The organism is Actinosynnema sp. NPDC059335, from assembly GCF_042752395.1.
In the GTDB taxonomy this organism is placed as follows: Bacteria; Actinomycetota; Actinomycetes; order Mycobacteriales; family Pseudonocardiaceae; genus Actinosynnema.
Window position 1 is genome coordinate 27,028 of record NZ_JBHYXZ010000075.1, and the last position, 13,725, is coordinate 40,752.

The following is a 13,725-nucleotide window of genomic DNA, read 5'->3' on the forward strand; positions in this document are numbered from 1 at the left end:
ACCAAAAATCTCGGCGGCCGCTTCAGTTGTTTATAACACACACCATACACACCCCCGCCCCCCCGCTCGCCCCCCCCCGCCGGGGCCGCCGCCCCCCGGTGCGCCTACGGGGGGCCCGGCGCGGCGTCGGCCCCGGCACGCCTCCTCGACGTCCCCACCCCGCCGCTGATCGGGGCGGGGCCGTCACTCGTGCGGCACCGCGGCGGCCGGGCGCTGGAGCTGGGTCCCGCCAAGCAGCGGTGCGTGCTGGCGGCGCTGGCGGTGGACGCGCCCCGGCTGGTGACCGCCGACCGGCTGGTCGAGCGGGTCTGGGGGACGGACCTCCCGGCGCGTCGGGCTCGACCGTCCTGGCCACGAGCCGTCGCCGCCTCACCGCCGTCGACGGAATGGTGCCGATGCCCGTCGACCTGCTGCCCGAAGCGGACGCGGAGGCGCTGTTCACCGCGGTGTCCGGCCGGACCGACGCGGGCGCCGTCGCGCGGCTGTGCGGCGGCCTGCCCCTGGCGATCCGCATCGCGGCCGCCCGGCTGCGCGACCGTCCCATGTGGACGACCGACGACTTCGCGCGGCGGTTGGGCGGCCACCGGTCACCGCACGCCACCTGCGCGCGCGAGGCCACCGCGACGACTTCCTCGCCGTGGCGCGAGCGGGACTGGAGGCCGCGCGAGCGGTCGGCGATCCGCCCGCGCTAATGCGGAGCCTGGACAACCTCGCCAACGCCCACTGGGAGTGCGGCGACCTGGAGCAGGCCATGGCCACGGCCCGGGACTGGTTGCGGCTGGCGACGACCACGGGCGACCCGGTCGCCCGCGCCGCGTCGCTGTCGCGCATCGGCACCCTGCACGGCATGTTCGGCGACTACACTCCCCGCCTGAACCGCTCGCGGGCGGGGACGAGCCGCGTCACGCCGTCCCGACCGCCGCCGAACCCGTCGCCACCGGGCCTTCCCCGGTCGCGCGGTGGAAGACCGCGAGCAGGGCGAACCAGACCAGGATCAGGATGCCGGCCGGGCGCAGGAACGACTCCGGGAGCACGGTCCCCACGAAGGAGTATGCGGCGAGCCAGGTCCCCGTGACCACGCCGACCACGCGGACCGGCCACGCCCGGCTGACCAGGGAGGCGGCCACGATCCAGACGCCGGCGAGGACGTGCCCGCCGAGCCGGACCGCCCAGGCGGTGTCGTGCTCGACGTCGTTGATCATCAGGATGCCGGCGAGCACGTCCAGCGCCACCCACCCGTAGCCGGCCGCCCTGGCCCACGGCGCCGCGTCCAGGCGTGGGACGAGGAAGAGGATGGAGAGGTGGAAGAAGACCCCCAGGTACTCACCCCACACCACGTCCGGGTCCACGAAGAAGGCGATGACGGCCGGGAGGAAGAGCACGAGCGGGAGGAGTGCCACGGCGCGGAAGCCGGCGCAGTGCCTTCGGGTCGGGCATCGGGGAAGTCCTCACGTGTGAGCTGCCTTGTAGGGTCGAACCGTAGAAGGGGGGTGTTGACATGTCAACACAGGGTCCGGCGGAGTCGACCGAGCTGTGGCTGGTGTGGAAGCGCGCGTACGAGACGGTCCGCGCCGCGGTCGTCGCCGACGTGACCGCGGCGTCCGGCCTGTCCGAGGCGGAGCTGAGCGTGTTGGTGTGCCTGCACGAATCGGGCGGCGCCCTGCGCCAGAACGCCCTCGCCGCAGCCCTCGGCTGGGACCGGACCCGGCTCTCGCACCTCCTGACCAGGATGGAGAAACGCGACCACGTGGCACGGGACAAGGTCGCGAACGGGGTCGAGGTCACCCTGCGGCCGACGGGCCGGCGCACGGTCGACGCGTCGGTGCCCGCCCTGGACGCCGCGACCCGTCGTCACCTGGTGGACCGCCTCGACCCGCGCGACGCGAAGGCGCTCAAGGACATCGTCGGGCGACTGGTGTCCGGCGAGGACAACCCGTGACCGCTCGCCGTCGGACGTGCTGATCGGGCCGGCCGGGTCGCACCGCGACGGCTGCCGGCCCGTGCGGTGGGCGCGGGAGCCCGGCGGCACTGGCGGTTCAAGTGTCGGTGTGCGATCATTGCGCACACCGATGGATCCCTTGCGGCGGCGGTGAAAGCGGCCGGCCGGCCGGGTGGAACCACGTGCGGGACCCACTGTCCACATGGTGGACCGCGCCGCAGGTGGCGGAACGGCGCTGTTCTCGCAGGAAACAGCCCGTTCCAGGTGGCGTAATCGGGTCGTTACCCGACACCTCGGCGGCAGACCGCAGACTGTGCCGCGTGAGCAGCCCGCGACCGGCCCCGTCCGAGCGACGCCTGCGCGCCGACCGGGCGCGGCAGGCCGCCGACGTCATCCGCCAACTCGTCGTCCAGCGCGCGTTCCCCGACGGCGTGCTGCCCGACGAGCGCTTCCTCGCCGCCGAGTTCTGCGCCTCCCGCAACGGCATCCGCGAAGCGCTCGACCTGCTGCGCGAGGAAGGGCTCATCGAACGCGTGCCGGGCGTCGGCACGGTCGTGGTGGCGGAGAAGTACGCGCACGGCCTCAACCACCTCATGGGACTGGCCGAGACCCTGCGCGAGCACGGCGAGGTCGGCAACGACGTGCGGGCCGCCGGCCTGATCCGACCGCCCGGCCCGGTGGCGCAGCGGCTGCGCCTCGCCGAGGGGGAGCAGGTCGTCTACATCGAACGGTTGCGACGGCTCAACGGGTTGCCGCTCTCGCTCGACCTCACCTACCTCCCGCGCGACGTCGGCGAGCCGCTGCTGGAGCAGGACCTGGAGAACCGCGACATCTTCTCCCTCATCGAGCGCACCAGCGGCCGACGCCTCGGCGCCGCCGCGGTGACGCTGGAGGCCGTCAACGCCGACCTGCACGCGTCCGCGGTGCTGGAGGTGCCGCAGGGCGCGGCGCTGTTGGTCGTGGAACGCCTGAGCCACTTCGCCGACGGCCGCCCGGTCGACCTGGAGTACATCAGGATGCGCGGCGACCGGCTCACCATGCGCGCCGAACTGGTGCGCGGCCCGCGGGAGGCGCGGTGAACGTCGCACCGCGGTTCCGGCTGCACGTCGACCTGCGCCGCCAGGCCAGCGCCATCTGTCGCTGACCCCGCGCCGAAACCCGAGCTGCGCCCACCCCGGGCGGAGCCGTCCCGTCACGCCCATTTCCAGGAGAACCGCTGTGGCTCTGGTGAACAACCGCGCCGACGTGCCGGTGACCATCGACCAGTCGCTGTGCATCGAGGGCTGCCGGCTGTGCGTGGACATCTGCCCGCTGGACTCGCTCGCGATCAACCCCGACACCGGCAAGGCGTTCATGCACGTCGACGAGTGCTGGTACTGCGGGCCGTGCGCCGCGCGCTGCCCCACGGGCGCCGTCCAGGTCAACATGCCCTACCTGCTGCGCTGACACCGTTGCGGGCGAAAGGAAGAACGATGTTCAGGCGAATCCTCGGCGTCGCGTTCGTGGCCGCGGCGGTGTCCTCCTGCGCCGCCGGCGCGGCGTCCGCGGACGTGGTGCCGGTCGTGGTCGGCTACCAGTCCAAGACCATCAACACCGTCACGGCGGGCACCCTCCTGCGCGAGCAGGGCCACTTCGAGCGCAGGCTCGCCGACCTCGGCGCGCGCACCGGCAAGAGGTACGAGGTCACCTGGCAGGACTACGACACCGGCGCGCCCATCACCGCGCAGATGCTGGCCGGGAAGATCGACATCGGCTCCATGGGCGACTTCCCGTTGCTCATCAACGGGTCCCGCGCGCAGCAGTTCGGAGACGACGGCACCCGCATGGTGTCGGTCACCGGCTACAACGCCCGCGGCGCGCTGAACATGGTCGTCGTCCCGCCGGACTCCACCGCGACCACCCTGCGGGACCTCGCCGGGCAGCGGGTGTCGGCGAGCGTCGGCTCCGCCGGGCACGGCACGCTCGTGCGCGCGCTGGGCGACATCGAGGTGACCGTCGAGAACCAGCAACCCTCCGTCGGCGCGTCCGCGTTGCAGGCGGGCAACGTCGCCGCGCTGTCCCAGTTCGTCGCCTGGCCTGGCCAACTGGTGTTCGCGAAGCAGGCCAAGCTGCTCTACGACGGCGCGGCGCTCGACCTGCCGACGTTGCACGGCGTCGTGGTGCGCAACCGGTTCGCGCGCGAGCAGCCCGAGGTGCTCGCGGAGTTCCTGCGCGCCCAGGCCGACTCCACCCGCGACCTGCACGCGGACCCGCTGGCCGCGGCGCAGGTCGTGGCGAAGGCGACCGGCCTGCCGGTCGAGGTCGTGTACCTCTACAACGGGCCCAACGGCATCGCCACGTTCGACCTGGGCCTCAAGCCGCTGCTGCGCGACGCGTTGAAGCAGGACGTGCCGCTGCTGAAGTCGATCGGCGACATCGAGGAGCTCGACGTCGACCGGTTCATCGACGACGGCCCGCTCCGGGCCGCGGTCGGGGAGGGCGCCGCCGACACCGCCAACCCGGCGCGGATCACCGGCACGGACACCGCGTGCGGCGTGGAGGTGACCGACCCGGCGACCGCGAGCGAGGTGTGGTTCGAGGGCGAGGAGACCACCCACCCGGCCGCCACCCCGACCTGCCTGCTCAAGCTGATCAACCAGAGCGGCAAGAAGGTCCGCGTGGCCTACGTGCCCGACGCGGGGACCGGCACCCGGTGGTTCGCCGACCACGCGCACTGGGTCCGCGCGGACGACGGCACCCTGCGGCCGTACACGACGAAGGCCGCCGCCGGCCCCGGCGCGCTGGACTACGCGCAGGCCCTCGCCGCGGCGGGCACGCCGTGAGCGGGCGGTGGGCGTTGCGGATCGGCTCGTTGGCCGCCGGGCTGCTGCTGTGGCAGGTGCTGACCGCGACCGGGACGACCGCGTGGCTGCGGTTCGACCGGCTGCCGACCGTCGTGGAGGTGGCGGAGCGCCTGGTCGAGCAGGCCGGCGCCGCCGAGTTCTACACCGACCTCACCGCGAGCCTGGGCCGCATCGCCGCCGGGTTCCTGCTCGCCGCCGCGCTGGGCACCACGCTCGGGATCGTGGTGGCGCGGTCGAAGGTGCTCGGCGACGTGTTGCAGCCGTTGCTGGAGGTGGTGCGGCCGATCCCCGCGATCGCGCTGGTGCCCATCGCGATCCTGCTGTTCCCCACCGACGAGCAGGGCATCGTCTTCATCACCTTCGTGGCCGCGTTCTTCCCGATCCTGGTGAGCACGCGGCACGCGGTGCGGGCGCTGCCGACCATGTGGGAGGACGCCGTCCGCACGATGGGCGGCGACCGGCGGCACGTCCTGCTCAACGTCGTGCTGCCGGGCACCCTGCCCGGCGTGTTCGGCGGCCTGTCGGTCGGCATGGGCGTGTCGTGGATCTGCGTCATCTCCGCCGAGATGATCTCCGGCCGGTACGGCGTCGGCTACCGCACCTGGCAGGCCTACACGATCGTGGACTACCCCGGCGTCATCGTCGGCATGGTCACGATCGGCCTGCTCGGCTGGGTGACGTCCGCCGCGGTGGAGCTGGCGGGCCGCCGCGCCACCCGGTGGCTGCCGCGGGAGGCGACGGCGTGAGCGTCCTGGTGGAGGGGCTGACCGTGCGCTTCGGCGACGCGGTCGTGCTGAGGGACTTCGACCTCGCCGTGCGCACCGGCGAGCTGCTGGTCGTGGCCGGGCCGTCGGGCTGCGGCAAGTCGACGTTGCTGCGCGCGGTCGCGGGCCTGGTCCCGGCCGCGGCGGGCCGGGTGGTCGTGGACGGGCAGGTGGTGCGCGGCACGTCCCGGGACCGGGCGATGGTGTTCCAGGAGGACGGGTTGCTGCCCTGGCGCACGGCGCAGCGCAACGTCGAGCTGCCCCTCGCCCTGCAAGGGGTGGACCGGGCACGGCGGCGGGCCGCGGCCAGGCGCTGGCTGGACCGCGTCGGCCTGGCGGGCTTCGAGCGGCACCTGCCGCGCGAGCTGTCGGGCGGGATGCGGCAGCGCGTGCAGCTGGCCCGCACGCTGGCCCAACGACCGAAGGTGGTGCTGATGGACGAGCCGTTCGCCGCCCTGGACGCGCAGACCAGGGCCGACATGCAGGAGTTGGTGGTGGAGGTGTTGCGCGAAGCGGGCGCGACCACGGTGTTCGTCACGCACGACGTGGACGAGGCCGTGCGGCTGGGGGACCGGGTCGTGGTGCTCGGCACGGGCGAGGTCGACGTGCGGCGCGAGGCGATCCTGGCGGCGGTGAGGTCGTGATGGAGATCCCGGACCTCCGCGAGCGCACGCACCTGTCGTGCGACGTGCTCGTGGTCGGCGGCGGCACCGCGGGCTCCATGGCCGCCATCACCGCCGCCGAGCACGGCAAGGACGTGCTGCTGCTGGAGAAGGCGCACGTGCGGCACTCCGGCGCGCTGGCGATGGGCATGGACGGCGTCAACAACGCCGTCATCCCCGGCAAGGCCACCCCGGAGGACTACGTCGCCGAGATCACCAAGGCCAACGACGGCATCGTCGACCAGCGCACGGTCATGCAGACCGCCACCCGCGGCTTCGCCATGGTGCAACGGCTGGAGCGGTACGGGGTGAAGTTCGAGAAGGACTCCTACGGCGACTACCACGTGCGCCAGGTCCACCGCTCGGGCAGCTACGTGCTGCCCATGCCGGAGGGCAAGGACGTCAAGAAGGTGCTGTACCGGGTGATGCGCGAACGCCGGATGCGGGAACGCATCCGCATCGAGAACCGCGTGATGCCGGTCCGGGTCCTGGTGTCGGACGGCCGCGCGGTCGGCGTGGCCGGGTTCAACACCCGCACCGGGGAGTTCGTCACCGTCTCGGCCGGCGCGGTCGTCCTCGCCACCGGCGCGGCGGGGCGGCTCGGCCTGCCCGCCAGCGGCTACCTCTACGGCACCTACGAGAACCCCACCAACGCGGGCGACGGCCACTCGATGGCCTACCACGCGGGCGCGGAGCTGTCCGGCATCGAGTGCTTCCAGGTCAACCCGCTGATCAAGGACTACAACGGCCCGGCGTGCGCGTACGTCGGCAACCCGTTCGGCGCCTACCAGGTCAACCGGCTCGGCGAGCGGTTCGTGGACTGCGACTACTGGTCAGGGCAGATGATGGCCGAGGTGGCGCGGGAGATCGCCTCGCCGCGCGGGCCGGTCTACCTCAAGGTCACGCACCTGCCGGAGGAGTCGATCTCGGCGCTGGAGGGCATCCTGCACACCACCGAGCGGCCCACGCGCGGCACGTTCCACGCGAACCGCGGGCACGACTACCGCACGCACGACATCGAGATGCACATCTCGGAGATCGGGCTGTGCGGCGGGCACTCGGCGTCCGGCGTGTGGGTCGACGAGCACGGCGCCACGACCGTGCCCGGCCTGTACGCGGCGGGCGACCTGGCCTGCGTGCCGCACAACTACATGATCGGCGCGTTCGTGTTCGGCGACCTCGCGGGCGCGCACGCGGCGTCGCACGGCGTGCCGCCGGGGCCCCTGCCCGAGGACCAGGTCGCCGCCGCCCACGAGCTGGTCTACCGGCCGTTGCGCAACCCCGACGGCCCGCCGCAGCACCAGGTCGAGTACAAGCTGCGGCGGTTCGTCAACGACTACGTGGCGCCGCCGAAGACCGAGGCCAGGCTGGAGATCGCGCGGGAGGCGTTCGCGCGCATGGAGGGCGAGATCGCGGCGATGGGCGCGACGACGCCGCACGAGCTGATGCGGTGCGCGGAGGTGACGTTCATCCGCGACTGCGCGGAGATGGCCGCCGCGTCCTCCCTGATGCGCACGGAGAGCCGGTGGGGTCTCTACCACGACCGGCTCGACACGCCCGACCGCGACGACGAGAAGTGGTTCCACCACCTCAACCTGCGCAAGAACGCGGCGGGGGAGATGGAGTTCGTGAAGCGGCCGGTGCACCCGTACCTGGTGCCGGTGGACGGGCTGGTGCACCGGGCGGGCGAGGTCGAGGAGCTGGGGACGCTGTCGGTGCGCGCGGCCTCCGTCACGAGCGCCCGGGCGGGCGGCGGGGTGGCGGCGTCCGGCCGGGTGCTGGAGTTGGTGGCGCTGACCGAGGAGCAGCCGGGGTTGGCGCGGTTCGAGGAGTACCTGGTCGACCCGGACCCGGCGGTGCGGCGGGCCGCGGTGGCGGCGTTGACCGAGGTCGTGCCGGAGGGGTTCGAGTTCGCCCTGGTGCGGGCCATGTCCGACGAGGAAGAGGCGGTCCGCGCGGCGGCCGCGGCCGGGTTGCGGGAGCTGGTCGAGGTCGTGCCGCGTGGCGACGCGTTGCGGCGGGCGTTGGAGGGGTCGCCGGCGCGGTCGGTGGCCCTGGAGGTGCTGTGGGCGCTCAAGCTCGGCACCGCCGAGGTGTACGCGGCGGCGTCGTCCGACGCCGACCCCGAGGTGCGCTCGGCGGCGTTGCGCGGCCTGGTGTCCCTGCGGGAGCGGCGGCTGGTCGAGTCGCTCGCCGGCGATCCCCGGCGCGAGCTGCGGGTGGAGGTGGCCAAGGGGCTGGGCAGCCTGGGTGATCCGGCCGCGGCGGCGACGTTGGGCGTGCTCGCCGCCGACCCGGACCCGTTGGTGCGTGCGGCGGCGCTGGAGGCGGCGGGGCGGATCGGCCGGCCCGCCGCGCTCCAGCCGGCGGCCCGGGCGGCGGCGACCGATCCGGCCTGGCAGGTCCGCGTGGGCGCGGCCTGGGCGCTGGACGAGCCGGACGCCGTGCTGCCCCTGCTGGCCGACGGGGACAGCGACGTGCGCAAGGCGGCGGTGCGTGCCCTGGCCGAGTGGGTCAAGCTGCCCGCCGTGCGCTCCGGTCTCGCCGCGGCGGCGACGGACAACGACGCCGACGTGCGCGCCTACGCGCGCCGAGCACTGGACGGGGTGAGCCGGCCCCCGGGGAACCGCTGAACAGCAGGGCCGCGATGCCCGGCACGGTGGGGCGGCTGTCGTTTGCACGGCCCGCCGACCAGGACCTGCTCACCGTGGGCGGCGCGCCGAGCGGCCCGGCAGGGGAGCGGGCGACGCCGACCGCCGGGCGGGCTTGCCGCCGCGTGGCCCGGTCCGGCGGTCACGTCGCAGGTCCCCGTCCGCCGGCGCGGCACCGCACCACGGCCGTACGGGATCACCGGCGCGGACGCACTCCGGTAGCGCGCCTGACGCGAACCTCCGGGCGCGGGCCGCCGCCGTGAGGTTCCCCGCACCCGGTCTCGACCGATCCGCGAGCCACCCGGCGTGCGAGCCGACCCGCCGTCCCTCCGTGACGGCGGCGGAGCGAGGTTCGGCCGAACGATGTGAACGATCACATCTCCTGTCGGTACCGCCGGCGACGGCTCGATCCGAGAATGTGAGCGTGAACATCCCGCCGCCGCACGGCCGATCGACGAGGACGGGAGAGCACGGGTGCGACACATTCGATCACGACGGGCGCGGTGGGCGGGGGCGGTGTCGGCCGCGCTGACGGTGGCGGCCACCACCCTCGTCCCGGGAACGGGGAGTCCCGCCGTGGCCTGGGACAACGGGGTCGCCTCGACCCCGCCGCTGGGGTGGAACAGCTACGACTCGTTCAACTGGAACGTGACCGAGGCGCAGGTCAAGGCCAACGCCGACTACATGCGGGACAACCTCAGGCAGCACGGCTGGCAGTACATCGTCATCGACTGGGCCTGGTACTACCCCGGCCGGGGCACGGGCAGCCCGAACCAGAGCGCCGACTTCCAGCCCCGGCTGCGCACCGACGCCAACGGCCTGCTGCTGCCCGACACCACCCGGTTCCCCTCCGCCGCGGGCACGAACGGGTTCAAGCCGCTGGCCGACTACATCCACACCGCCGGGCTGAAGTTCGGCGTGCACCTGATGCGGGGCATCCCGCGCCAGGTGGTGGCGGACAACCTCCCGGTGCCCGGCACGAACTGCCGGGCGAACGAGATCGACAACACCACGACCGCGGCGTGGCTGAACCTGAACTGGGGCCTGGACATGGCCAACCCGTGCGCCCAGGCGTACCTGGACGCCCAGTTCAGGCTGCTGGCCTCGTGGGGCGTGGACTACGTCAAGGTGGACGACATCGCCGCGCCCACCTACCGGCAGGCCGAGATCGAGGGCTACCGGCTGGCGATCCAGCGCAGCGGTCGGCCGATGGTGCTCAGCCTGTCGCCCGGACCGACGTCGACCGCCAACGGCTCGCACGTGGCGGCCAACGCGCACATGTGGCGGGTCGTGAACGACCTGTGGGACAACTGGGCGGCGTTGGACGCCCTGTTCGAGCGGCTGCACGCGTGGACGCCCCACCGCGCGGTGGGCGCGTGGCCGGACCCGGACATGATCCCGATCGGGCGGCTGTCCCAGCAGGGGCCGGTCGGGTCGCCGCGCTACTCCAACCTGACCGCCGACGAGCAGCGCACGCTGATGACCCTGTGGTCGATCACCCGGTCGCCGATGATGTGGGGCGGTGACCTGACGCAGAACCGGGCGTCGGAGCTGGCGCTGATGAACAACGCCGCCGTGCTGGCCGTGGACCAGCACAGCCGGAACAACCGGCAGCTCTACAGCGGCACGGGCACGGTGTGGACCGCCGACGCGCCCAGCGGCGCCGACAAGTACGTCGCGCTGTTCAACCGGGGTGGCGGCACGGCGAACGTCTCGGTGCCGCTCGCGGACCTCGGGATGAGTTCCGCGACGGTCACCGACCTGTGGTCGGGCGCGAGCCTCGGCACGGTCAGCGGCAGCCTGTCCCGCCCGCTGCCCTCGCACGGTTCCGGGCTGTACCGGCTCACCCCGCAGGGCACCACGCCGACGCCGACCGACCAGACGCTGACCGCGCGGCACAGCGGCAAGCTCGCCGACGTGTTCAACGCCTCGACGGCCGACGGCGCGGACGTGGTGCAGTGGGGCGCCAACGGCCAGGCCAACCAGCGCTGGCGGTTCCGCGAGGTGGGTGGCGGCTACTACAACGTGGTCAACGTGGGCAGCGGGAAGTGCCTGGACGTGTACGGCGGGGACGCGGCCACCGGTGACGGTGTCCGCGTGGTCCAGTGGACGTGTGGATCCGGCGCGAACCAGCGGTGGCGGTCCGAGGACGCCGGCGGCGGGTACGTGCGGCTGATCGCCCAGCACAGCGGCAAGTGCCTGGACGTGCTCAACGCCGGGACCAGCGACGGCGCGAGGCTCGTGCAGTGGACCTGCGGTGGTGGCGCCAACCAGCAGTGGCAGCGCAGGAACGCGTAGAGGTCCCGGGGCGCGGTGAGCCCGAGCGTCCCGTCGGTGTGCCGCACCGCCGGTCCGTCGTCATCGCCGCGCCCCGACCGCACGGTTCCCGCGCGGTCGGGGCAGGTGGGTCCGGTTCCGGCGCGCGGTCGTGTGGGCGTTCTTGACCGGCTCCTTACTGCTTTACTATGTTACTAGGAATGCAGTAAGGAGCAACCGTGTTCGCGTTCCGGCTCGACAGCCACTCCGGCGTGCCGCCGTACCTGCAACTCGTCCAGCAGGTACGCCAGGCGGTGCTGCTGGGCTTCCTCCAACCCGGTGACCGCCTCCCGCTCATCCGCGAGGTGGTCGAGGACCTGGCGATCAATCCGAACACCGTCGCCAAGGCGTACCGGCAGATGGAACAGGAGGGCCTGGTCACCGGCCGGCCCGGCCAGGGGACCTTCGTCAACGAACAGCAGTCGGCCGCGATACCGGCGTCGACGTACACGTCGCTGCGCCGCGGCCTGGCGACCTGGCTGCGCCGCGCCTACGCGGCCGGCCTCGACGAGCAGGCCGTCACCGCGCTGTTCACTTCCGTCCACCAGGACACGAGGAACGAGGGCGTGGCGTGACGGCGACCGGGTTCGCGCTGCGCACCGACGGCGTGGGCAAGCGGTACCGGAAGGGCTGGGCGTTGCGCGACTGCACGCTGGACCTGCCGGCGGGTGGCGTGATCGCCCTGGTCGGGCCGAACGGCGCGGGCAAGACCACGCTGCTGCGCCTGGTCGTCGGGTTGCTGGCGCCGAGCACCGGCACGGTGGAGGTGCTCGGCCACGACGTCACCGCGAGCACCCCGCACACCCTGTCCCGGATCGGGTTCCTGGCCCAGGACCACCCGCTGTACAAGCGCTTCACCGTCGCGGAGATGCTGCGCTTCGGCCGGGCCTGCAACCTGCGGTTCGACCAGGGGCTCGCGGAGCGCCGGCTGGCGAAGCTCGGCATCCCGCTCGACCGCCGGGCCGGCACGCTCTCCGGCGGCCAGCAGGCCCAGGTCGCCCTGGCCCTGGCCCTGGCGAAGCGGCCGGACCTGCTCGTCCTGGACGAGCCGGTGGCCAGCCTCGACCCGTTGGCCCGGCACGAGTTCCTGCAGGTCCTCATGGGCGCGGTGGCCGAGGGCGGCGTGACCGTCCTGTTCTCCTCCCACGTCGTGCACGAGCTGGAACGCGTCTGCGACCACCTGGTGGTGCTCAACCAGGGCCGCGTCACGCTCGCCGGTGACATCGACACCCTCCTCGCCGAGCACCGGCTGCTCGTCGGTCCGCGCACGGCCACCGACCTCGACCGGGCCGGCCCCGTCGTGGAGGCCGTCCACAGCGACCGGCACACGACCCTGCTGGTGCGCGACGGCGCGATCCCGGCCGCGCCCGGGTGGCAGGCCCGGCCCGTCGCGCTGGAGGAGCTGGTGCTGGCCTACCTGCGCCGGCCGTCCGGATCGGACACCGCGATCACCTCGGTGGGTGCGGCATGACGTGGTTGATCTGGCGCCAGCACCGGACCGAGGTCTGCGTGGTGGGTCTGCTCATCGGCGTCTTCGGCGTCGCCCTGCTCGTGCTCGGCGCGCAGGCCCACGACCTGTTCCCCGGCGGTCCCGCCGCGTGTGCGGGCGACGCCGGGCTCAACGAGACCTGCGCGGCTTCCTTCCGCCGGCTCGACGAGGAGTACGGGTTCGTCGAGAACCTTTTGGCGGCCTTCTACCTGGTCCCCCTCGTCGTCGGCGCGTTCCTCGGCGCGCCGCTGCTCGCGCGGGAACTGGAGGACGGCACCTGGCAGCTCGCGTGGACGCAGGCCGTGCCGCGGATGCGCTGGCTGGCGGCCAAGCTCGCGGCGCTGGGCGGCGTCACGGTCGTCCTCACCGGGATGTTCACCGCGGTGCTCACCTGGTTCCGGCAGCCGTTCGACGCGTGGGAAGGGCGGTTCCAGTACGACGCCTTCGACCTGGAGGGGCTCGTCCCGGTGGCGTACGCGCTGTTCGCGTTCGGCGTCGGCGTTGCCGCCGGGGCGATCCTGCGGCGCAGCCTGCCCGCGTTCGGCGTCGCGTTCGGGGCGTTCCTCGCCGCCCGGATGTCGGTGGCGCTGCTGGCCCGTCCCGCCTACGCCACACCGCTCACCACCGTGGCGCCGGTTCCGGTCGACGGCTCGGAGGACCTGATGGGCCGCCGGACCGGCGTCACCGACTGGGTGATCGAACGGGGCTACGCGGACGCCACGGGGCGGAGGCTGGGCTCGGCGGAGTACTTCGAGCTGGAGGCCGCCGCCGACCGGGCCGGCACGAACCTCAACCAGTTCCTGCACGGGCGGGGCGTCCAGCAGTTCGGGGTCTACCACCCGGCCGACCGGTTCTGGCCGTTCCAGCTCGTCGAGACGGCCCTGTTCGTCGGCGTCGCGGCGGTCCTGATCGGTGTGGTGGTGTGGCGGGTACGGCACCGTGTGATCTAGGAGCCGGTCGGGGCCCGGATCATGCGGTCGGGTCGGGGCGGGGGGGGAACGAGACCCCCCGCACGATGAGACACACACACCGGGCGCCCACCCCGCCCACCAAGAGGACAC

The 13,725-nt window shown here is 73.3% G+C and carries 13 protein-coding genes; 12 read left to right on the forward strand and 1 reads right to left on the reverse strand.

Going from position 1 to position 13,725, the window contains the following annotated elements:
- Positions 1-395 precede the first annotated feature (395 nt).
- A complete protein-coding gene (locus ACFXGA_RS23000; RefSeq protein ID WP_378090890.1) occupies positions 396-692 on the forward strand; it encodes a hypothetical protein in 297 nt (98 codons plus the stop codon).
- A gap of 210 nt (positions 693-902) precedes the next feature.
- On the opposite strand, the gene ACFXGA_RS23005 is transcribed toward ACFXGA_RS23000, so the two are convergent.
- The gene (locus ACFXGA_RS23005) at positions 903-1,400 is read right to left on the reverse strand and encodes a hypothetical protein (protein WP_378090891.1); all 498 of its coding nucleotides are present in this window, start codon (positions 1,398-1,400) and stop codon (positions 903-905) included.
- 98 nt (positions 1,401-1,498) lie between these two features.
- On the opposite strand from ACFXGA_RS23005, the gene ACFXGA_RS23010 reads away from it, so the two are divergent.
- The 11 genes from ACFXGA_RS23010 to ACFXGA_RS23060 all read left to right on the forward strand — a co-directional run bounded on the left by ACFXGA_RS23010 (position 1,499) and on the right by ACFXGA_RS23060 (position 13,614).
- Positions 1,499-1,939 carry a MarR family winged helix-turn-helix transcriptional regulator gene (locus ACFXGA_RS23010; RefSeq protein WP_378090893.1) on the forward strand — a complete coding sequence of 147 codons (441 nt, stop codon included), beginning with the start codon at positions 1,499-1,501 and terminating at the stop codon, positions 1,937-1,939.
- Positions 1,940-2,259: 320 nt separating this feature from the next.
- Positions 2,260-3,018, forward strand: a complete 759-nt coding sequence (locus tag ACFXGA_RS23015) for a GntR family transcriptional regulator (RefSeq protein WP_378090894.1) — start codon at positions 2,260-2,262, stop codon at positions 3,016-3,018.
- 139 nt (positions 3,019-3,157) lie between these two features.
- Entirely contained in the window at positions 3,158-3,385 is a 228-nt protein-coding gene (locus ACFXGA_RS23020) for a ferredoxin family protein (protein WP_233817622.1), read from the forward strand.
- Between the two features lie 26 nt (positions 3,386-3,411).
- On the forward strand, positions 3,412-4,761 hold the full coding sequence (locus ACFXGA_RS23025; protein WP_378090895.1) for an ABC transporter substrate-binding protein: 1,350 nt from the start codon (positions 3,412-3,414) through the stop codon (positions 4,759-4,761).
- Complete coding sequence (locus ACFXGA_RS23030) at positions 4,758-5,528, forward strand: ABC transporter permease (RefSeq protein ID WP_378090896.1); 771 nt, start codon at positions 4,758-4,760, stop codon at positions 5,526-5,528. Before ACFXGA_RS23025 ends, ACFXGA_RS23030 begins: the two co-directional genes overlap by 4 nt.
- Entirely contained in the window at positions 5,525-6,190 is a 666-nt protein-coding gene (locus tag ACFXGA_RS23035; protein ID WP_378090897.1) for an ABC transporter ATP-binding protein, read from the forward strand. The genes ACFXGA_RS23030 and ACFXGA_RS23035 overlap by 4 nt, the downstream gene beginning before the upstream one ends.
- A complete protein-coding gene (locus ACFXGA_RS23040; protein ID WP_378090898.1) occupies positions 6,190-8,841 on the forward strand; it encodes a fumarate reductase/succinate dehydrogenase flavoprotein subunit in 2,652 nt (883 codons plus the stop codon). The genes ACFXGA_RS23035 and ACFXGA_RS23040 overlap by 1 nt, the downstream gene beginning before the upstream one ends.
- A gap of 594 nt (positions 8,842-9,435) precedes the next feature.
- Entirely contained in the window at positions 9,436-11,157 is a 1,722-nt protein-coding gene (locus ACFXGA_RS23045; RefSeq protein ID WP_378090899.1) for an alpha-galactosidase, read from the forward strand.
- A 197-nt stretch (positions 11,158-11,354) separates the two neighbouring features.
- Positions 11,355-11,750 carry a GntR family transcriptional regulator gene (locus ACFXGA_RS23050; RefSeq protein WP_378090900.1) on the forward strand — a complete coding sequence of 132 codons (396 nt, stop codon included), beginning with the start codon at positions 11,355-11,357 and terminating at the stop codon, positions 11,748-11,750.
- Positions 11,747-12,646 carry an ABC transporter ATP-binding protein gene (locus ACFXGA_RS23055; RefSeq protein WP_378090901.1) on the forward strand — a complete coding sequence of 300 codons (900 nt, stop codon included), beginning with the start codon at positions 11,747-11,749 and terminating at the stop codon, positions 12,644-12,646. The genes ACFXGA_RS23050 and ACFXGA_RS23055 overlap by 4 nt, the downstream gene beginning before the upstream one ends.
- Positions 12,643-13,614 (forward strand): ABC transporter permease subunit, encoded by a 972-nt coding sequence (locus ACFXGA_RS23060; RefSeq protein WP_378090902.1) that lies wholly within the window; start codon positions 12,643-12,645, stop codon positions 13,612-13,614. The genes ACFXGA_RS23055 and ACFXGA_RS23060 overlap by 4 nt, the downstream gene beginning before the upstream one ends.
- The last annotated feature ends 111 nt before the right edge of the window (positions 13,615-13,725 follow it).